This window comes from Formivibrio sp. oc-25 (assembly GCF_055810895.1).
Map to the genome: position 1 here is coordinate 32,760 of NZ_JBVVOL010000015.1, position 19,279 is coordinate 52,038.

Here is a 19,279-nt window from a genome sequence, read left to right on the forward strand (position 1 = left end):
TTAAAAAACCGAATGAGGAGAACAGTGATTCGTTCCGTTATTGCCATAAGCCTGGGTGCTTCGCTCGGGGCCGTGTTGCGCTGGTTGCTGGGAACCGCGCTCAATGCTTTGTATCCAGCCATACCGCCGGGAACCTTGCTGGCCAATCTGCTCGGTGGTTATCTGATTGGTCTGGCGTTGGCGTTTTTCTCTGCAAATACTGGACTGGCGCCAGAATGGCGGTTGTTCATCATTACCGGATTTCTGGGAGGCTTGACCACTTTTTCCACGTTTTCTGCCGAGGTGTCGACCTTGATTCAGCAAGGCCGCCTGACTTGGGCTGGCTTGGCCATTTCTGCCCATGTGCTTGGTTCGTTGTTGATGACTTTGCTGGGCCTCTTCACGATGCATGTGTTGCGCGGGCAGTGAGCCCCAGCAGGCTGATTGGCAATGCAGCCAGAAACAGCCTTATTCCATGATCTAGATTGAAAACTGGCTGACCGGGTACGGGAGTGCGAGCATGAATGGCTATCAATTGACCTTTTTTACCCAGCAAGACAGGCGCATGCATGGCATGCCGGTCGGCGAGTGGCTGGTGTGGCTGGCCAAGGAATTGGGATTGACGGGTGCGACGTTGTTTCCGGCCGAAGAAGGGTTCGGGCGAAATCACCGCATTCACTCGGCCCGATTTTTTGAGTTGACGGATCAGCCTGTCGAGGTGGTGATGGCGGTAACCCCGGAAGAGGTGGATCGGTTGTTTGCACGGCTCAAGCAAGAAAACGTGCGCCTGTTCTACACCAAGGTCCCCATCGAGTTTGGCGTATTGGGCGAAGCGGAGTGAGGCCGCCATCTTCATCGGCAAGCCTATCCTGCCCACCTGCCGCAGTGCTATATTGCGCGCGCCATGCGTATTGAACATATCCAACAATTTTTGCGTGATCGCGGTGCCAAGGCGTGCCATGAACAGCGGGTGCTGCGTGCCTGGTTGCAGGCGCGGCCGCTCGATAGCGGTGCACGCCGTCGCCAGGCCCAGGATTTCTTTCCGCAGGAAATCCGCGCGGACCTGCCGCAGCTGGCGGCGGAGCTGGGTGGCCTGGCCCGGGTACGTTCCGAGCACCCGAGCGATGACGGTTCCTTGCGGCTGTTGCTGCAACTGGCTGATGGCCAGACGATCGAGAGCGTATTGCTGCCGCGCGACGGATTGTGCGTGTCGACCCAGGTAGGATGTGCCGTTGGCTGTGCCTTTTGCATGACCGGACGTGAAGGTTTGCTGCGTCAGTTGGGCAGTGCCGAGATCCTGGCGCAGGTGGTGCTTGCACGACAGCGGCGGCCGGTGAAGAAAGTGGTGTTCATGGGCATGGGCGAGCCCTCGCACAATCTGGGCAACGTGCTTGAAGCGATCGAAATCTTGGGAACGGCAGGCGCGATCGGCCACAAGAATCTGGTTTTTTCCACGGTGGGGGACAGGCGCGCGTTTGAGCGTTTGCCGCTAGGGGTGGTCAAGCCTGCCCTGGCACTGTCTCTGCACTCCACGCGAGCCGATTTGCGTGAGCGACTGTTGCCCAATGCCCCCCGCATTGCACCGCAGGAGCTGGTTGAACTGGCCGAGGACTATGCGCGCCGCGTGGCCTATCCGGTCCAGTATCAATGGACCTTGCTCGAAGGCGTGAACGACAGCGAGGAAGAACTGGAAAACATCGTGCGTCTGCTGCGCGGCAAGTACGCGATGATGAACATGATTCCCTACAACACCATCGCCGATTTGCCTTTTCGCCGTCCTGCCGGAGAGAAGGCGGCGGCGATTGCGCGCTGGCTGAATAAGCATGGCATTCTCACCCGCTTGCGCAATTCGGCTGGCCAGGATGTCGAAGGCGGCTGTGGACAGTTGCGCGCGAGAGAGTCGGTGGTTTTATTGCAGCGCCGAACCGGTCAGTCGGGATAAGAGCCTACCCAGTCTACTCAGCCGGGTTGGGCCGCAATCAGCACACTGGCGAGGCTGTTGGCGTGGGCCTGTATTTCTTCCTGCAATGCCAGGTAGGCTGGTATCGGTGAATGACGGTCAATGGTTTCCTGCCTGATATCCTGGTGTTGCCACTCAAAGGCGCCTCCAGCGAGCATATTTCCGAGATACACCACCTCGCGCAGATTGCGCGGCTTCACTGGGCATGGCCGCGGCACATCGTGGTCGGCGACGGCTTCCACCACGGATTCCGGCAATTCCAGAGCATTGAGCAAGGATGCGCCAATGCTTTCGTGCCATTGCATGATCAGGTATTTGACCGTATCCGGCCGGTGGCGCAATTCATCGTATTGCGCGGCCCGGTACAGCATGTAAAACGCGCCCATATCGTGGATCAAGCCTGCGAACATAGCCTCTTCGGCCGGAATGCGCGTCATGTGACGGGCGATGATCGCACAGGCACTGGCGCTGATCCTGCTGTGCTGCCACAGTTTGCGCGCCAGTTCCTCAAAACCGGTCATTGCGCGAGCATGCTGGATCTGGTTACTGGTGATGCCGAGTGCCAGGTTGCGCACGACATCGATGCCAAGCCGCTGGCAGGCGGCCGGAACATCGCGGAGCTCGATTTTTTCCGGATTGTGGGCGGTTGTGTTGGCCAGTTGTACCAACCTTGCGCTGATCAATGGTTCCAGGACCAGTAGTGATTGCAAACGTGCCGACGAGGCCTGGCCTTCACGCAGGCAGGCCCGAATCTGCATCGAAAGATCAAGGCAGGTGGGGAAAACGATTTCACCTGCAAGTTCTTCAGCGATATCCCGCAGCATCTGCAATCTTTGCGTGTTGAGTGCATCGCCGCTGAGGTCGTTTGTACTGGCGTTCACCGTGCTCTCCTGCCGAGTCTTGTTCGTTTCGTAATTGGCACAGTATCAACTGTGCGCATCTTTCGCTTCGAAAGCAACCGATCCGTGTAGGGGTTTGTGTAATCAATCAAGTTTCGTGCCAGGCAACTGGCACCATCCGGATAAGATAGAATCACGTCATTGCGAACAATGTTGCGAACCTTGGCTTTGTCTGCATAAAAAGTGTCTATCTTCCAACAGAATCCTGTCCATGACCCTTGAAGATGTTTTTGGCGATGATGGCTTGTTCGCCGCTGCTTTCCCTGGCTACAAATTGCGCCCCCAGCAGCTGGAAATGGCGCAGGCCGTGGCAGATGCCATCGCGGCGCAAGGGCAATTGGTGGCCGAGGCTGGTACCGGTACCGGCAAGACCTTTGCCTATCTGGTCCCGGCGCTGCTTTCAGGCGGCAAGGTGATCGTTTCGACCGGTACCAAGACACTGCAGGATCAGCTATTCCAACGCGACATCCCCACCGTGCGCGATGTGCTGAAGGTTCCGGTCACTATCGCCCTACTCAAGGGGCGCAGTAATTATGTCTGCCATTACCATCTTGAGCGTGCCCGCCATGAGGGGCGTTTTCTGAACAAGGAAGACGTGACGCACCTGCACAAGGTCGAGCGTTACGCCAAAACCACGCAATCGGGCGACAAGGCTGCCTGCCCGGGTGTGCCGGAAAACGCGCCGATCTGGGGCTATGTCACTTCCACGCGCGACAATTGTCTGGGCCAGGATTGCCCGAATCACAAGGATTGTTTTGTCCTGAAGGCGCGCAAGGAAGCGCAGGAAGCCGATGTTGTGGTGGTGAATCACCATCTGTTCTTTGCCGATGTCTGGCTGCGCGATGAAGGCGCAGGCGAGTTGCTGCCTGCCTGCAATACCGTCATCTTTGACGAAGCGCACCAATTGCCCGAAGTGGCCAGCCTGTTCTTTGGCGAAACGGTGACTTCCGGCCAGCTGGTGGAACTCGCGCGCGATGCCAGAGCCGAAGCGATTGTGGTGGCCAAGGAGTTCATCCAGTTGCCGCAGGCAGCCGAAGTGCTGGAGAAGGCAGTCAAGGATGCCAGGCTGGCGTTCCAGTCGGATTCAGTGCGCTTGCCGTCGCACCAGCTCGATACCTACCCGGCCTTTGCACCTGCACTGACTGAGGTGATCGAACGCCTGAAGGTGTTGCGCGAATTGCTGGCCAAACAGGCTGAACGCGCCGAGGCGCTGGAAAAGTGCCAGCAGCGGGCCGAGGAGTTGGTGGCGGCACTGACACGCTGGCAGGATGGCGATCATGAAGATGCGGTGCACTGGATCGATGTCTCCGGTCATGGTTTCCTGTTGCATGCCACGCCGTTGAATATCGCCGATATCTTTCGCAAGCAGGTCAATTATCATCCGCGTGCCTGGGTTTTTGCCTCGGCCACACTGGCGGTGAATGGCAAATTCGAGCACTTCAAGCATGAGCTCGGGTTGTGGGATGCGCAGACTGCGTTGTGGGATAGTCCGTTCGATTACAAGCAACAGGCGGCGCTGTATGTGCCACAGAACATGCCGGAACCGAATGCGCCGGAATATACGCGCGCGGTGATCGATGCGGTCTGGCCGCTGTTGCAGTTGACGCAAGGCCACGCCTTCATGCTGTTCACTTCGCTGCGCGCCATGCGCGAGGCGCATGAATTGATTACGGCCAGGCTGAAGGAGGCCGGGCAGGAGTGGCCGGTCTTCCTGCAAGGGCAGGGCAGCCGCACCGAATTGCTGGATAATTTCCGCCGCGCGCCCAACGCGGTGCTGGTGGCCAGCCAGACCTTCTGGGAAGGGATCGATGTAAAAGGCCAGCAGCTCTCGCTCGTGGTCATCGATAAACTGCCGTTTGCGCCACCGGATGATCCGGTGCTGTCGGCACGCATCGAGCAGATGAAAAAAGCCGGACGCAATGCCTTTATGGAATACCAGTTGCCATATGCGGCCATTACCCTGAAACAGGGGGCGGGGCGGCTGATCCGCGATGAAACCGATACCGGCATCCTGATGATCGCCGATAACCGGCTGGTGGAAAAACACTACGGCAAGCTGGTCTGGAACAGCCTGCCACCGATGTACCGCACGCGTGAACTCGATAATGTGCGGCGTTTTTACGAGGTTAAACGTGGCAAGACGCAAGTTGAAAAGTAAGGCAAGTGGGGGCGTGCTCGCACGCATCGTGGGCATGCTGTGCCTCTTGGCATTGTTGCTGGTCGCTGGGGCGGCAGCCTGGTTATGGGGCTATGCCAACCGGCCATTGCCGGTGCAGGTGCCGACGGATTTCGTGGTGGAATCAGGCAGTTTTGCCAGTGCGGCCAACCAGTTGCACAAGCAGGGTATTATCGATGATGTACAGCAATTTACCTTACTGGCGCGTGTGCAATTGGCCGACAAGCGCATCAAGGCGGGCAGCTACGAGATCAGCGAAGCGACAAGTGCGCAGCAGTTGTTGAAAAAGCTGACGGCCGGCGATGTCTCGATGGTGGCCGTGAAGATCATCGAAGGCTGGAGCTGGCGCCAGCTTAAAACCGCGCTGGCAGCCAATCCCGATCTGGTACACGATGCCACCGGTCTGAACGAGGCGGAACTGGCAGCCGCCTTGCGCTTGCCGGTGGCCAGCGTCGAGGGGCAGTTCTTTCCTGATACCTATTATCTGAGCAAGGGTGGTTCCGAGCTGCAATTGCTGGCGCGTGCGCACCGGTTGCTGCAGCGCAAGCTCGATACCGCCTGGGCGCAGCGCGATCCGGCCTTGCCCCTGAATGATCCGCAGCAGGCGTTGATTCTGGCTTCGCTGGTGGAAAAGGAAACCGGCAAGCCGGAAGATCGTGCCCAGATCGCAGGGGTGTTTGCCAACCGCTTGAAAATTGGCATGCGTCTGCAGACCGATCCCAGCGTGATCTATGGCTTGGGCGAGAAATTTGATGGCAACCTGCGCCGGGTTCATCTGGAAACCGATACGCCCTATAACACCTACACCCGCAGTGGCCTGACTCCGACGCCGATCGCGTTCGTCGGCGAGGCTGCGCTGGCGGCGGCCACTCGCCCGGCGTCGACGCAGGCCTTGTACTTTGTTGCCAAAGGCGATGGCAGCTCGCATTTTTCCAGTTCGCTAGACGAGCACAACGCTGCAGTGCGCAAATACCAGTTATCCCGCTGATGGCTGTCAGGCAATAAAAAACCGCACGAAGGAACGTGCGGTTTTTTTATTGGTCTGATGGCGGGTCAGTGTATGCCGCCAGCTTCCTTGTAGCGCTTTTCCATGCGTTCAACCACGGCTGCCAGGGCCAGGGTCATGACCAGATAGATCAGCGAAATCGTGATGTACGGCTCCCAATAGCGCGAATAGGCACCAGCAACGGTACGTGCGGCAAAGGCCAGTTCGGTCAGGCCGATGGCGGAAACCAGCGAGCTGTCCTTGAGCAGCATGATCGCTTCATTGCCAAGCGGCGGCAGCATGCGGCGGAATGCCTGCGGCACGATCACGAAACGCATGGTCTGCCAGTAATCCATGCCGAGCGAGCGCGAGGCTTCGAATTGTCCGCGGTGAATCGACTGGATGCCGGCCCGGAAGATTTCCGTGATATAGGCGCCGGAGTTCAGTGTCAGTGCCACCAGGCCGGAAGTCAGCGCACCATAGTCCTGGCGCAGCGTGGCGGCCAGTTCTCCCGAGATCAGCAGCCCCTCGTCCGGATGGATGAAGATCGGAATGGCTGCGAAATGGATCAGCAGGATCTGGACGAAAAGCGGAGTGCCACGAAAAAAGGTGACATAAGCGGTAGATGGCCAGCGCACCAGAAACATGACCGGATACTTCCACGGACCATGCTTGACGTCAGCCAGGCGTGCCATGCCGCAGAAAAGACCAATCAGCGTACCAAACACCACGGCGATGACCGTGGCAGTCAGGGTCATCTTGATCCCTTCCAGGAATAACTCGCGGTATTCCCAGACTATTTCGAGGCGAAAGCCTGCCAGAAGCGGCACTGTTTCCTGAATGTGCTTCCAGAAAGTGATGAAATCCATGGTCGTGTATAGGCTTGATCAAAAATAAGAGCGCGATCCCGTGTAAGGATCGCGCTTTGTCAGACATGCTGCAAGCAGATTTATCCGCCGAAATACTGCTTGTAGATCTTGGCGTAGGTGCCATCAGCCTTGATGGCGGCCAGGCCCTTGTTGATCTTGTCGAGCAGTTCCTTGTTGCCCTTCTTCACGGCAATGCCGTAGTACTCTTTTTCGAAGCTCTTGTCATCGATAATCTTGAGCTTGGTACCCTTGTTGTTGGCCAGGAAGTTTACCACCACGCCATTATCAGCGACGACGGCTTCCACGCCACCGTTGAGCAGTTCCTTGAGGGCCAGCGGGGTGCTCTCATAGCGCTTGATGTTCGGGCTGGTCTTGCCTTGCAGTTTCTGCACGGCTTCATCGCCGGTGGTGCCAGTCTGCACGCCAACCTTTTTGGACTTCAGATCAGAAAATGCAGCAACCTTGCTGGATTGGCCAACAGCAATCAACTGCTTGGCTTCAAAATATGGCTCGGAAAAATCCATCGATTGACGACGTTCCGGTGTGATGGTCACCGCAGAGATCACGATGTCGCGCTCACCCGTACCCAGCGTGGCGAAGATGCCTTCCCACGGCGTATTGGTGAATTTCACTTCCATGCCGGCCTTGGCAGCAATCGCCTTCAGTACGTCGACATCAAAACCAGCAACTTCTTTCTTTTCGTTCTGGTATTCAAACGGAGCGTAGGCCGCATCGGTGGCGACCTGATAAACCTTGGCAGCATGAGCAGAGGCGGCCAACAGCAGGCCGGCAAGGGCGGTGCCTGCAACGGCAACGAACTGGCGACGAATCATGGAAAGCTCCTGAGTAGCATTGTTGTGGGTGGCATGACAGGCGCCGCAGCCCGGCGCATGTGCATCATAACCGATAGCCTTCCTGCTGCGTGTCAGGAAAAACCCTAGAACTTGACGCGTGAAATGCCTGATTGGCAAAGCCAGTCAGTCTCAGAGACTGAATAAGTTCTCAGAACCTGTTCACGATCGGTAGCGAGAAGCCGTCAGCGGGGTGAAGAGCAGCGCAAAAACCGGAGTGTACAAGTAGTACATGAGGATTTTGTGCAGCATATGAGCCCCGATCACGGCTTCGCAGCAGGATCGTAAACAGGTTCTCAGGCATTAAGCAGCATATCCATCTCATGGCGTGCTGCTCGGGTCTGGGTCAGCCCGGCAATGACGGTTGGACCATCCAGATTGAGTGCAGTCAGTACGGCGGCGGGCAGATCGTCTGCGCGGAGGGGTGACTGGGCGGCTTGCAGACGGCAAAGCTGGATGGCCAGATGCAGGATTGCGCCAAGTGGTGCACATTCAGGATGGCGCAGCGGTTCATTTTGATAACGAATGGCCAGATGGATGGTTTCCGGAAAACTCCAGCGCCGCGCCAGTTCGGCCCCCACCTCGATGTAGTCAAAACCGATGCTGTTGTTTTCGATGGTTTTCCGGTCGGCGCCTTTGGCGACTGACTGATCAATATGAAATGCCAATTCCGGCGCTACCACATGAATCAGCAACTCGCCGATATTGTGCAGCAGGCCACAGGCAAACGCAGCATCCGCATCTGCGTGGATTTGCTGTGCCAGCCAGCGGGCACAGGCCGCGATATCCAGGCTGTTTTGCCAGAACTGCCTGCGATCAAAGCCGGGGGTGGTGACAAACGCGCCACTGATACCTGTGGCGATGACGAGCGTGCGCAGGGTGGAAAAGCCGAGCAGCATGGCTGCTTCATTGAGCGAACTGATGCGATGGCTTGAAGCAATATGCGCCGAATTCGCCAGGCGCAGCGTTTTGGCCGCCAGTACCTGATCCATGGCAATCCGCTCGGCAATATCCGATATGACCGTATCGGGTTTGCCAAAACTGGTGATCAATTCCTGCACAACTTTCGGGACGGAGGGCAAGCGGTGTGTCTGTTCAAACACATCTTCAAGCTTCATGGATCGTTGTTCCTTGCAGTGCGTGGATGGTTCCAGTGTAGCCCGTTATCGCATGCATGAAAAAACCGCCAGTTGTGGGCTGGCGGTTCGCATGGAGTTTACTGCGGCGAAATTCAGGATTCGCGTGTCTGGACCTGTACCAGCTCAGTCGCTTCCGTAACCTTTTCTGCTTCGGTTGTGCGGTCGCGACGGGTTCGGGCCTGGTGAGCTTCGGTCGTGACAACGACTTCTGCCGCAGTAGCCGTGGTACTGGTTTCCACCAGTTGCAGCGGTTCTTGCGTGGATGCATTGGCTGCGGCCTTTTGTGTATCACGCCGACGACGGCGTGGCGCCACAGCAGGCAGTTCCAGCGCGGGTGGTGCTTCCGTTGCTTGACGCGTGGCGACCATTTCCAGTCCTGCTTCTTCCGGCGTGCCGATCACGATGGCGGGCTGGGCTGGTGTCACAACCGTTTCGGCTACAGGTGCTGGTGTTTCGATGACCAGTGCCGGTTTGGCTTCTGCGACGGGTTCCAGTACCAGTTGCGCCTGAACCGGTTCGGCCGCAGGTGCTGCGGACACGGCCACTTCTGGCGTCACAGCAGCCACAGCCGGTTCTGCGTTGACCGGAGTTGGCGCTGTTTCAACCGGTGCGGCTGCCGCAATCGCTTCCTGAGCCACTGTAACGACCTCGGCGGCGACAGGCGCTGCTGCGATGGCTTCCTCGGCAACGGGTGCAGGCTGCGGTGCTGCAGGCTGAACGACCGTGGTCTCGAGTTCTGTTGCTGCGGCAGGAGCTTCAGTCGCGACAACCGGGGCTTCGGGCTGGCTGATTTCACGGTTGGTGGTAGCTGCTTCGGCTTGTGCGCTGCTTTCAACCGGCTGTGTCACCGTGCTTTCAGTGATTTGCTGCGCCTCGGCGGCAACCGCTTGTGCTTCACCCCGGTCACGGCGGTCGGAACGGCGACGACGACGACGACGCGATTCGTTGTTGCTTTCCACGGCTTCCGGCGCTTCCGTTGCTGCAACGGCTACCGACTGTTTGGCCTCGGCTTGCTGACGTTCGGCGCGAGCGGCCTTGTCTTCCTCGGAGCGTTGCTGGCGCTCAGCACGGTTGGGGCGCTCGGCCTTTTCCGGGCGCTCGGTACGTTCTTGCTGCGCGTGTGCGCGGTTGCCACGCTCGTTACGTGCCGGCTTGGCCTGATCTTCCTCGATGCGCGCCTTGCCGCCGCGACGTGGCTGCTGTTGCTCATCGGCGTTGCGCTCGGTACGCGAGCGGTCATTGCGCTCGGTACGTTCGCCACGATTGCGGTCGTTGCGCTCGCCGCGTTCGGTACGGCGACGCTGCTGGCGCACTGGCTTTTGCTCTTCAACAGGTTCGCTCTTGAAGAAATTCAGGATGCGCTGCCATAGCGAAGGACCTTCTGCGGCCTTGGTGTCGCGCGCACTGACCGGAGCCGGTTGTGCCGGGGTAATGCCCTTGACCACGGCCTCCTGGCGCTTGGCCTGCTCTTCCTTGCCCTTGTTGGGCTGGTAACCTTCCTCGGCCGGTGCTTCTACCATCTGGTAGGACGGCAGGTTTTCGTCGATATGGTTGAGGTCGTCGTGACGCAGACGGGTGACCGAGTAATTCGGCGTTTCGAGGTGCATGTTCGGGATCAGCACCACGTTGACCTTGAGTCGTGCTTCCACCGCGAACAGTTCGGCGCGCTTTTCGTTGAGCAGGAAGGTGGCGACATCAACCGGTACCTGGGCATGGATGGCCCCGGTGTTTTCCTTCATGGCCTCTTCCTGGATGATGCGCAGGATATGCAGGGCCGAGGATTCGATGCCGCGGATAAAGCCGGTACCGTGGCAGCGCGGGCAGGCAATATGGCTGGTTTCTTCCAGGCTCGGCTGCAGGCGCTGGCGCGAGAGTTCCATCAGGCCAAAACGGCTGATCTTGCCGGTCTGGACGCGGGCGCGGTCATAATGCAGCGCATCGCGCAGGCGGTTTTCCACGTCGCGCTGGTTCTTCGGGTTTTCCATGTCGATGAAATCGATCACGATCAAACCACCCATATCGCGCAGGCGCAACTGGCGAGCGATTTCATCGGACGCTTCCAGGTTGGTACGCAGTGCGGTTTCTTCGATGTCGCCACCCTTGGTTGCACGGGCGGAGTTTACATCGACCGACCACAGCGCTTCGGTACGATCGATAACGATTGCGCCACCGGAAGGCAAGCCGACTTCACGGGCATAAGCGGTTTCGATCTGGTGTTCGATCTGGAAGCGCGAGAACAGCGGTACGTCGTCCTTGTACAGCTTGACGCGGTTCACATTGGCCGGCATGACGTGGCTCATGAACTGGCGTGCCTGTTCAAACACGTCTTCCTTGTCGATCAGGATTTCACCGATTTCGGGCTGGAAGTAATCGCGAATGGCGCGAATGACCAGGCTGGATTCCTGATAGATCAGGAATGCGCCATGCTGGGCATGTGCAGCACCTTCGATAGCGGCCCAGAGCTGCTGCAGATAGTTCAGATCCCACTGCAGCTCTTCGACATTGCGGCCAATCGCGGCGGTACGGGCGATCAGGCTGGTGCCAGGGGGCGGAGAAAGTTGATCCAGGGCAGCGCGCAGTTCGTTACGCTCTTCGCCTTCGATCCGGCGCGAAACGCCACCACCGCGCGGATTGTTCGGCATCAGAACCAGGTAGCGACCAGCCAGACTGATATAGGTAGTCAGTGCAGCGCCTTTGTTGCCGCGCTCGTCCTTTTCGACCTGGACGATCAGCTCCTGGCCTTCGCGCAGGGCATCCAGCGCACGGCCACGGCCGCCGCCTTCTCCGTCACCGAGGTAGGAGCGGGCAATTTCCTTGAATGGCAGAAAGCCGTGACGATCGCAGCCGTAATCGACGAAGCAGGCTTCGAGAGAAGGCTCGACCCGGGTGATGACACCCTTGTAGATATTGGACTTGCGTTGTTCCTTGCCGACCGATTCGATATCCAGATCGATCAGCTTTTGTCCGTCCACGATCGCAACGCGCAGCTCTTCGGCCTGCGTTGCATTGAACAGCATACGTTTCATGTTGACTCCTGCGCGCACGACAACGGCAGGAGGAAGCGGCGCTCTGCGCCGGGCGGTTTTGGCCTGTTCGGGGCTTGAAATGCGCGCACAAAGCCGTTTGGAGCGGCAGCTGCGTGGCCAGGATCAGGGAAAAGGTTGCGCCGGGTGCTGAGATTTCCTCGTTTGTTGTGGAACGGGTGTGTGCCAAACTTCCAGTCCCGCCGCTGTGATGGGGCGGAACATGTAAATAACCGTCGGTGCGCGATGTATACAAATCATATTAATATCGCTGCTTTTTTGCGGTGAGCGAGATTAACCGCTTCCCTGACCGGTTTGCCTTGACTGGGGCCATGGCGCTTTCCGCGCTCGCGCCTGGGGGACACATGGTCCGACAGGGGCAGGTCTAACCTGCGGCGGAATGGTTATCGCCTGGCAGAGCAGGGATGGCAAAAGATCGGGATCAATAGGCCGATCGTTTGAAAAACGTCGGCGGCACCCTGGGCAGGTAACGACACAATGGTCGGCTGTTCGGATGCCAGAACTGCGGCACGAAAATCGCAAGTGTTCACCGCAGTACTGCGTTGCGGTTTACCATGTGCAACGCGAACCAGAGTATATGTCAATATGAGCGAGACAAGCAAAGCATCCGTCACATTCCTGACCATCAGTGCCGACGAGGCCGGACAGCGCCTGGATAATTTCCTGTTGCGCATGCTCAAGGGCGTGCCCAAGAGCCATGTCTATCGCATTGTGCGCGGTGGTGAAGTGCGGGTGAACAAGGGGCGGGTGGATGTCACCTACCGCCTGGCCGCCGGTGACGTATTGCGTATTCCGCCAGTACGCCTGGCGGAAAAACCGGATACCTCCACGGCCGAGGCGGCCGCTGCGCATGTTCAGGTGCCCGTCATCTATGAAGACGAGGGCCTGATCGCCTTGAACAAGCCGGCAGGCCTAGCCGTGCATGGCGGTTCCGGCCTGAGTTTTGGCGTGATCGAACTCTTGCGCGCCCAGCGGCCTCAGGCGCGTTTTCTGGAGCTGGTGCACCGGCTGGATCGGGAAACCTCGGGCATTCTGCTGGTGGCCAAGAAGCGTTCAGCGCTGACCAAACTGCATGAAATGCTGCGCGACAATCACCAGATCGACAAACGCTACCTGGCGCTGGTCGAGGGCGTGTGGCCGCATGCGCGGAACCATGTGAAGCTGAAGTTGCTCAAATATGAAACGCCGGATGGCGAGCGCCGCGTGAAGGTGAGCGAGGATGGCCTGTCTTCGCATACGGTTATCAATCGCCAGCAAGTCTGGACGGATTGCTCGCTGCTGGAGTGTGAACTTAAAACAGGCCGTACCCACCAGATCCGCGTGCATCTGGCGGCATCCGGCCACGCCATCCTTGGCGATGATAAATATGGCGAGCCGGCCATCAACCGGGCATTGCAAAAGCGCGGGTTGCGCCGCATGTTCCTGCATGCATGGCGCCTGACCCTGATTCACCCTTTGACCGGCGACAAGCTGGCACTGGAAGCGCCACTGCCCGATGAACTGCAAGCCTTTCTGAATATTCTGGACCACGAAGCACAAACATGATGCCTGACACCGAAAATTTCGCCCGTCGCTTTGATCTCCTGGTTTTTGACTGGGATGGCACGCTGATGGATTCCACTTCAACCATCGCCCGTTCCCTGCAGGCGGGTTTTCGCGATGTCGGTCTGCCGGAGCCTTCTTACCGCGATTGCAATTTCGTGATTGGCTATGGCCTCAAGGAAGCCATGAACTACTTGGCCCCCGAAGCGGATGACGCCCAGGTCGTTGCGCTGGTGGATGCCTACAAGCGCAATTTCTTCTCGGGCGAGCATAAGCTGGAGCTGTTCGAGGGAGTGGAAGAGGCGTTGCCGCAATTGCGCGATGCCGGTTATACCCTGGCAATCGCCACAGGCAAGGCACGTGCCGGGCTGAACCGCATGCTGGTGCAAACCGGCATTGGCGAGTATTTCGAGGTCACGCGTTGCGCGGATGAGGCATTTTCCAAGCCGCATCCGGCCATGCTTGAATATATTCTGGATTACACCCTGACCGCGCCGCATCGCACCCTGATGATTGGCGATACCACGCACGACATGGAGTTGGCGCGCAATGCCGGTACCCATGGTGCTGTGTTGAGTTATGGTGCGCATCCGATCGAGGACATGCTGCCCTTGAATCCGGTTGCACATTTCGATGACTTTCCTTCCCTGACTCGCTGGTTGCTGGAGAATGCAGCATGAATGAACGTGTAATCTGCGCATCGGAAGATCTGGTTGATGGCGGCCTGGCAAAGCGGTTCGTGACGCGCATCTATGGCGATGAAGCCCCGGCATTTGTGATTCGCTATCAGGGGCGGGTGCATGCCTATATCAACGAATGCGTGCATATCCCGCTCGAACTCGATCAGAATCCCGGCCATGTTTTTGATATGACCGGCCAGTTTCTGGTTTGCTCGGTGCATGGCGCCTACTATTCGCCTGATGACGGGCGCTGCCTGGGTGGTCCTTGCCGCGGGCCCGGTCTCGTACCGTTGTCGGTCGAGGAACGTGATGGTCAAATCTGGTTGAAGGAGGTGTAACGCCATGCATGATGATCTGGAGCGGCGCGCGTTGCATGATCTGCTGACCGCCAGTTTGCGCGAGCAACGTGCGGCCCGGCGCTGGGGCATATTTTTCAAGTTGCTGACCTTTGTCTGGCTGTTGGGTGGCCTGTTGCTGGTGGCCGGCGTGTTGCAGGGCGGGACGGATGAGGCTGCTGCCGGCGAGCACACTGCCCTGGTCAATATGGAGGGTACCCTGGCTGCGGGCGGTGAAACCGACAGCAGTCAGATTGTCGAAGGATTGCGAGCCGCCTACGAAGACGGCAATACCCGAGCCGTGATCCTGCGTGCCAACAGTCCTGGCGGTAGCCCGGTACAGGCTGGCATGATCAATGACGAGATTCGTCGCCTGCGCAAGGCGCATGCCGATATTCCGCTGTATGTGGTGATCGAGGATGTCTGTGCCTCCGGTTGCTACTACGTGGCAGTCGCCGCCGACAAGATTTTTGCCGACAAGGCAAGCATGGTCGGCTCGATCGGGGTGCTGATGGATGGATTCGGTTTTACCGGCACCATGGAGAAATTCGGCATTGAGCGGCGTTTGTTGACGGCCGGTGAAAACAAGGGTTTCCTTGACCCCTTCTCGCCGTTGCAGCCGGAGCAGCGCAGCAAGGCGCAAGCCATGCTCAATGAAGTGCATCGGCAGTTCATCGATGTGGTGAAATCCGGACGTGGCAAGAAGCTGGCGGATAATCCCGATATTTTTTCCGGCCTGGTCTGGAGCGGTGCCACTGCGCAGCAGTTGGGTCTGGTCGATGAATTGGGATCGGTCGACCGTGTGGCGCGCGAGATCGTGAAAGTCGAGAATGTCGTTGATTTCACCCCCCAGCCCAGCTGGGCTGACCGTGTGGCGCGGCAGGTAGGCGTGGCAGCGGCAACCCGCCTGGGTGCCGAGCTGGGTTTGCAGCTCAAATAGGCGGAAAAGGATAGCCATGGCGCGCAAGGTCCGGCATCAGGAACACGACAATCACGAGCGTTGGCTGGTTTCCTATGCCGACTTCATCACGCTGTTGTTTGCATTCTTCGTGGTGATGTATGCAATTTCGTCCGTGAATGAGGGCAAGTACCGCGTGCTGTCCGAATCGCTGGTCAGCGCTTTCACCAATACGGCACCCAATGCGCCTGATCCGCTGCGCAACCCGCAGCCCCTGACCGGAACCCCGACGAAGCAGATTATCCAGCCAGCTTCATCCGCAGCGGAGTCTGCCGGCAAGGATTCCCTGCTGCAGGCCGAGAAGGCGCGCAAGATGCAGTCCATGGCTGGCAATATCAAACAGTCGATGGGAAGCTTGATCGATACGGGCAAGGTGCGCGTTACCCACTCCAAACGCGGTATCGCCGTCGAGATCAATGATTCAGTGCTGTTTGATCTGGGACGCGCCGAATTGCAGTCATCCTCCTCCGAGCTGTTGCGGGCATTGGCTGCGATGGTGCGCGATTCCGACAACCTGATCCAGATCGAGGGTCATACCGACAACGCACCGATCCGCTCCGGTCTCTATCCGTCCAACTGGGAGCTGTCCAGCGCCCGTGCCGCCAGCGTGGTGCGCCTGTTTGTCGAAGCAGGTGTGGCACCACAGCGGCTGGTGGTGATTGGTTACAGCGACCAGCGGCCGGTGGATTCCAACGACAAGGCCGATGGTCGTGCGCGCAATCGCCGCGTTACGCTGAATATCCTGGCCGATAATCGTGATGATATTGCGGTGATTCCTACTCACCTTCAGTGAGCGTGGGTTTGGCTGCGTTTGAGCCAGCGCCGCTGCAGGCTGTCAAAGCCAAGATAGAGCGATGGCGTGATGTAAAGCGTCACGAGCTGGGAAAAGATCAGCCCGCCCACCACCGCCACGCCGAGCGGCTGGCGCAATTCGGCCCCGGCGCCAATGCCCAGTGCAATTGGCAGTGCGCCCATCATCGCAGCCAGCGTGGTCATCATGATCGGGCGGAAGCGCAGCAAACTGGCCTCGATAATCGCGTCATACGGCGGTCGCTTGTCTTTTCGTTCGGCTTCCAGGGCAAAGTCGATCATCATGATCGCGTTTTTCTTCACGATGCCGATCAGCAGCAAAATGCCGACCATGGCAATGAAGGTGAGCTGCATATCCAGAACTTTCAACGCCAGTAGCGCGCCGACGGCGGCAGAGGGAATGCCGGCCAGGATGGTGACCGGATGGATCCAGCTCTCGTACAGTACACCCAGGATCACGTAGATCACGGCGATGGCAATCAGGATCAGCCAGAGCTGGCTGCTTTGCGATTTCAGGAAAATGGCCGCATCGCCGGCAAAGTCGCCAAAGACATGGGCCGGCAGGCGCAATTCCTGGCGGATCTTGTTCATTTCCACGGCCGCATCCGAGAGCGATGCACTGCCTGCGAGGTTAAAGCTCAGCGTGACCGATGGAAGTTGCCCCTGGTGGTTGATGGCATTGTTGATCCGTGCACGCTCGACCGTGGTGAAAGCGCTCAGCGGTACCAGCTGCCCGCTCTTGCTGCGCACATACAGGTGATTGATACCGTTTTCATCCTGACGGTAACTGTCCGAGAACATCATCAGGACTGGGAAATTATCCTGCGGCTGGTAGATCGTGCTGACTTCGCGTTCGCCAAACGCATTGTTGAGGGCATCGCGCACCGATTGCATGTCGATGCCCATGCCCTGAGCTTTCTGGCGGTCAATGATCAGTTTGGCTTGCAGCGCGGTGCGTTCGGCATCGGTATTCAGATCGACAAAGACATGCTCGGCCTCGCGCATGCGCCGCATCAGGCGATCAGCCCAAAGATTGAGATCGTCGATATTGACCGACTGCAGGGTGAATTGATAACGGCTGGTAGAGCCCCGCCCGGAGATGCGCAGGTTCTGGATCGGGTTGTAGGTAACGGAAAAGCCGGGAATGCCCGCTGTTGATTTGCGCAGGGTATCAATCACTTCCGGCATCGAGGCGCGATCGGCGCGTGGCTTGAGCGTGATGAACATGAAACCACGGTTGTTGCCGCTGGAAAACGACACCAGATTGGCAACATTCGGGTTCTTCTGGACACGTTCCATGGCCTGCCGCTGCAGGGCACGCATTGCCGGCCAAGCAATGTCCTGATCTGCAGTGGTTCTGGCGCTGATCTGGCCGATATCTTCTTCCGGGAAAAAACCCTTGGGAATACCCAGATACAGCCACACGGTGAGGATGCAGGTGCCCAGAGCCAGCAACCAGACAATCCAGCGATGCCGCACGCTATAAATCAGCGAGTGTCGATAGGCTGACAGCAGCAGGTTGAAACCGTGCTCGAATACCCGGCTCCAGGCTGGTGCTTGCTTGGTCTCGTCATGGTGGCGCACGAAGCGTGCGGCCAACATTGGGATGATGGTCAGCGCCGCGAGCGCGGAAACGGCAATGGCCAGTGAAACCACCGCGGCGAATTCATGAAACAGCAGACCGGTTTCGCCGGGCATGAAAAAGATCGGGATGAATACGGCAATCAGCGAGATCGAGATCGAGATCACGGTGAAGCCGACTTCACGTGCGCCCCGGATCGCGGCCTGGAAGGGTTTGATGCCATTTTCAACGTGGCGCACGATGTTTTCCAGTACCACGATGGCATCATCCACCACCAGTCCAACCGCGATGGTCAGCCCCATCAGCGAAATATTGTTCAGGCTGTAGCCAAACCAGAGCATCAGCGCGAACGTACCGAGCAGAGAAACGGGCAGCGAAACAGACGGAATCAGTGTGGCTGAGAGTCGACGCAGGAACAGCAGGATTACCATGATCACCAGCGCGATGGTCAGCAGCATGGTCAGATTGACATCATGGATGGCCTCGCGCACCGAGAGCGAACGGTCGTTGAGCAGCTTGATCTCGACCGAGGCTGGCATCTGGGCCTGAATGCGCGGCAACGCTTCCTTGACAGCATCAACCACTGCCACGGTATTGGCATCGGGCTGGCGATAGACCTGCAGCACGATTGACGGTTCGCCATTCACCCAGCTCACCGACTTGATGTTCTCCACACTGTCTTCCACGCTGGCCACATCTGCCAGACGCACAGGCTGGCCATTTTTTACCGTGATGATCTGGCTGGCAAATTCGCTGGCGCGCTTGAGCTGGTCATTGGCGCCAATGATCAGTACCTGCCGCTTGCCTTGCAAGGTGCCGACCGGCGAATTGGAGTTGGTGGCGCGCAGGGCGCTGGCCAGTTCGCTGATGGTGAGATCGCGCGCGGCCAGTCGTTCGGCATCCACCAGGATGCGTACCGCGTAACGCTTTTGGCCGTTGATCGTGACTTGTGCAACGCCATTGACGGTCGAGAGTGTCGGTGCGATCAGGTTGTCGGAAAAATCATTGAGTTGCGACGGCGACAACGAGGGAGAGGTGATGCCGACATTCAGGATCGAATCGTCCGCCGGGTTGATCTTGCGATAACTCGGCGGATTGCTCATGTCATCGGGCAGGCTGCGATTGGCGCGCAGCAAGGCTGCCTGCACATCAACCGCTGCGGCATCGATATCGCGCGCCGGGTCGAATTCCAGCGTGATGCTGGTACTGCCCAGCGAGCTGGACGATGTCATCATCGTCAGGCCGGGGATGGTTGAGAACTGTTTTTCCAGCACATTGGCGACGGATGCCGCCATGGTTTCCGGGCTGGCGCCCGGCAAATTGGCCGATACACTGATCTTGGGCAGGTTAAAAGACGGCAGTGCCGAGATCGGCAGCTTGAGCCAGGCTGCGGTGCCGGCGACGATCACCGCCAGCCAGAGCAAAGCGGTGGCAACCGGCCGGCGGATGCTGTGTTCGGACAGGATCATG

The 19,279-nt window shown here is 58.4% G+C and carries 16 protein-coding genes; 10 read left to right on the forward strand and 6 right to left on the reverse strand.

The genetic code is table 11. The features are described from left to right. The first annotated feature begins 24 nt into the window (after positions 1-24). The 3 genes from crcB to AC0KVQ_RS11085 all read left to right on the forward strand — a co-directional run bounded on the left by crcB (position 25) and on the right by AC0KVQ_RS11085 (position 1,921). Entirely contained in the window at positions 25-408 is a 384-nt protein-coding gene (gene crcB, locus AC0KVQ_RS11075; RefSeq protein WP_473421223.1) for a fluoride efflux transporter CrcB, read from the forward strand. Positions 409-499: 91 nt separating this feature from the next. Continuing rightward, positions 500-820: a DUF190 domain-containing protein gene (locus tag AC0KVQ_RS11080; RefSeq protein WP_473421224.1), complete on the forward strand. Its 321-nt coding sequence runs from the start codon at positions 500-502 to the stop codon at positions 818-820. Between the two features lie 63 nt (positions 821-883). Further along, positions 884-1,921 carry an RNA methyltransferase gene (locus AC0KVQ_RS11085; RefSeq protein ID WP_473421225.1) on the forward strand — a complete coding sequence of 346 codons (1,038 nt, stop codon included), beginning with the start codon at positions 884-886 and terminating at the stop codon, positions 1,919-1,921. Positions 1,922-1,938: 17 nt separating this feature from the next. Here AC0KVQ_RS11085 and AC0KVQ_RS11090 read toward each other — a convergent pair whose 3' ends face one another. Beyond that, the gene (locus AC0KVQ_RS11090; protein WP_473421226.1) at positions 1,939-2,820 is read right to left on the reverse strand and encodes an HDOD domain-containing protein; all 882 of its coding nucleotides are present in this window, start codon (positions 2,818-2,820) and stop codon (positions 1,939-1,941) included. 229 nt (positions 2,821-3,049) lie between these two features. Here AC0KVQ_RS11090 and AC0KVQ_RS11095 point away from each other — a divergent pair, with 229 nt between their 5' ends. Then, complete coding sequence (locus AC0KVQ_RS11095; protein ID WP_473421227.1) at positions 3,050-4,996, forward strand: ATP-dependent DNA helicase; 1,947 nt, start codon at positions 3,050-3,052, stop codon at positions 4,994-4,996. Between the two features lie 13 nt (positions 4,997-5,009). Next, entirely contained in the window at positions 5,010-6,002 is a 993-nt protein-coding gene (gene mltG, locus AC0KVQ_RS11100; RefSeq protein WP_473421228.1) for an endolytic transglycosylase MltG, read from the forward strand. A 65-nt stretch (positions 6,003-6,067) separates the two neighbouring features. Here the strand turns inward: mltG and AC0KVQ_RS11105 are convergent, their stop codons facing one another. The 4 genes from AC0KVQ_RS11105 to AC0KVQ_RS11120 all read right to left on the reverse strand — a co-directional run bounded on the left by AC0KVQ_RS11105 (position 6,068) and on the right by AC0KVQ_RS11120 (position 11,884). Beyond that, positions 6,068-6,868 carry an amino acid ABC transporter permease gene (locus AC0KVQ_RS11105; RefSeq protein WP_473421229.1) on the reverse strand — a complete coding sequence of 267 codons (801 nt, stop codon included), beginning with the start codon at positions 6,866-6,868 and terminating at the stop codon, positions 6,068-6,070. 80 nt (positions 6,869-6,948) lie between these two features. After that, positions 6,949-7,701, reverse strand: a complete 753-nt coding sequence (locus AC0KVQ_RS11110; protein ID WP_473421230.1) for a basic amino acid ABC transporter substrate-binding protein — start codon at positions 7,699-7,701, stop codon at positions 6,949-6,951. Positions 7,702-8,015: 314 nt separating this feature from the next. After that, positions 8,016-8,837, reverse strand: a complete 822-nt coding sequence (locus tag AC0KVQ_RS11115; protein ID WP_473421231.1) for an HDOD domain-containing protein — start codon at positions 8,835-8,837, stop codon at positions 8,016-8,018. 113 nt (positions 8,838-8,950) lie between these two features. After that, the gene (locus AC0KVQ_RS11120; RefSeq protein WP_473421232.1) at positions 8,951-11,884 is read right to left on the reverse strand and encodes an Rne/Rng family ribonuclease; all 2,934 of its coding nucleotides are present in this window, start codon (positions 11,882-11,884) and stop codon (positions 8,951-8,953) included. A gap of 603 nt (positions 11,885-12,487) precedes the next feature. On the opposite strand from AC0KVQ_RS11120, the gene rluC reads away from it, so the two are divergent. From rluC to motD, 5 genes are read left to right on the forward strand one after another with little or no spacing between them, the layout of a single operon-like run. After that, a complete protein-coding gene (rluC, locus tag AC0KVQ_RS11125) occupies positions 12,488-13,447 on the forward strand; it encodes a 23S rRNA pseudouridine(955/2504/2580) synthase RluC (protein WP_473421233.1) in 960 nt (319 codons plus the stop codon). After that, positions 13,444-14,124: an HAD-IA family hydrolase gene (locus AC0KVQ_RS11130; RefSeq protein ID WP_473421234.1), complete on the forward strand. Its 681-nt coding sequence runs from the start codon at positions 13,444-13,446 to the stop codon at positions 14,122-14,124. The genes rluC and AC0KVQ_RS11130 overlap by 4 nt, the downstream gene beginning before the upstream one ends. Continuing rightward, positions 14,121-14,462, forward strand: coding sequence for a Rieske (2Fe-2S) protein (locus AC0KVQ_RS11135; RefSeq protein ID WP_473421235.1), 342 nt, complete (start codon positions 14,121-14,123; stop codon positions 14,460-14,462). The genes AC0KVQ_RS11130 and AC0KVQ_RS11135 overlap by 4 nt, the downstream gene beginning before the upstream one ends. Before the next feature lie 4 nt (positions 14,463-14,466). Continuing rightward, a complete protein-coding gene (locus AC0KVQ_RS11140) occupies positions 14,467-15,399 on the forward strand; it encodes a S49 family peptidase (protein WP_473421236.1) in 933 nt (310 codons plus the stop codon). Between the two features lie 16 nt (positions 15,400-15,415). After that, the gene (gene motD, locus AC0KVQ_RS11145; protein WP_473421237.1) at positions 15,416-16,210 is read left to right on the forward strand and encodes a flagellar motor protein MotD; all 795 of its coding nucleotides are present in this window, start codon (positions 15,416-15,418) and stop codon (positions 16,208-16,210) included. Here motD and AC0KVQ_RS11150 read toward each other — a convergent pair. Further along, positions 16,204-19,278, reverse strand: a complete 3,075-nt coding sequence (locus AC0KVQ_RS11150; protein ID WP_473421238.1) for an efflux RND transporter permease subunit — start codon at positions 19,276-19,278, stop codon at positions 16,204-16,206. The genes motD and AC0KVQ_RS11150 overlap by 7 nt on opposite strands. Between the last annotated feature and the right edge of the window lies 1 nt (position 19,279).

What these genes read in the sequence shown, in the direction of transcription:
- AC0KVQ_RS11080 (WP_473421224.1), top strand. Translation starts at nt 500, where the DNA reads ATGAATGGCTATCAATTGACCTTTTTTACCCAGCAAGACAGGCGCATG.
- AC0KVQ_RS11085 (WP_473421225.1), top strand. Translation starts at nt 884, where the DNA reads ATGCGTATTGAACATATCCAACAATTTTTGCGTGATCGCGGTGCCAAG.
- AC0KVQ_RS11095 (WP_473421227.1), top strand. Translation starts at nt 3,050, where the DNA reads ATGACCCTTGAAGATGTTTTTGGCGATGATGGCTTGTTCGCCGCTGCT.
- AC0KVQ_RS11105 (WP_473421229.1), bottom strand. Translation starts at nt 6,868, where the DNA reads ATGGATTTCATCACTTTCTGGAAGCACATTCAGGAAACAGTGCCGCTT.
- AC0KVQ_RS11110 (WP_473421230.1), bottom strand. Translation starts at nt 7,701, where the DNA reads ATGATTCGTCGCCAGTTCGTTGCCGTTGCAGGCACCGCCCTTGCCGGC.
- AC0KVQ_RS11115 (WP_473421231.1), bottom strand. Translation starts at nt 8,837, where the DNA reads ATGAAGCTTGAAGATGTGTTTGAACAGACACACCGCTTGCCCTCCGTC.
- AC0KVQ_RS11120 (WP_473421232.1), bottom strand. Translation starts at nt 11,884, where the DNA reads ATGAAACGTATGCTGTTCAATGCAACGCAGGCCGAAGAGCTGCGCGTT.
- rluC (WP_473421233.1), top strand. Translation starts at nt 12,488, where the DNA reads ATGAGCGAGACAAGCAAAGCATCCGTCACATTCCTGACCATCAGTGCC.
- AC0KVQ_RS11130 (WP_473421234.1), top strand. Translation starts at nt 13,444, where the DNA reads ATGATGCCTGACACCGAAAATTTCGCCCGTCGCTTTGATCTCCTGGTT.
- AC0KVQ_RS11135 (WP_473421235.1), top strand. Translation starts at nt 14,121, where the DNA reads ATGAATGAACGTGTAATCTGCGCATCGGAAGATCTGGTTGATGGCGGC.
- AC0KVQ_RS11140 (WP_473421236.1), top strand. Translation starts at nt 14,467, where the DNA reads ATGCATGATGATCTGGAGCGGCGCGCGTTGCATGATCTGCTGACCGCC.
- motD (WP_473421237.1), top strand. Translation starts at nt 15,416, where the DNA reads ATGGCGCGCAAGGTCCGGCATCAGGAACACGACAATCACGAGCGTTGG.
- AC0KVQ_RS11150 (WP_473421238.1), bottom strand. Translation starts at nt 19,278, where the DNA reads ATGATCCTGTCCGAACACAGCATCCGCCGGCCGGTTGCCACCGCTTTG.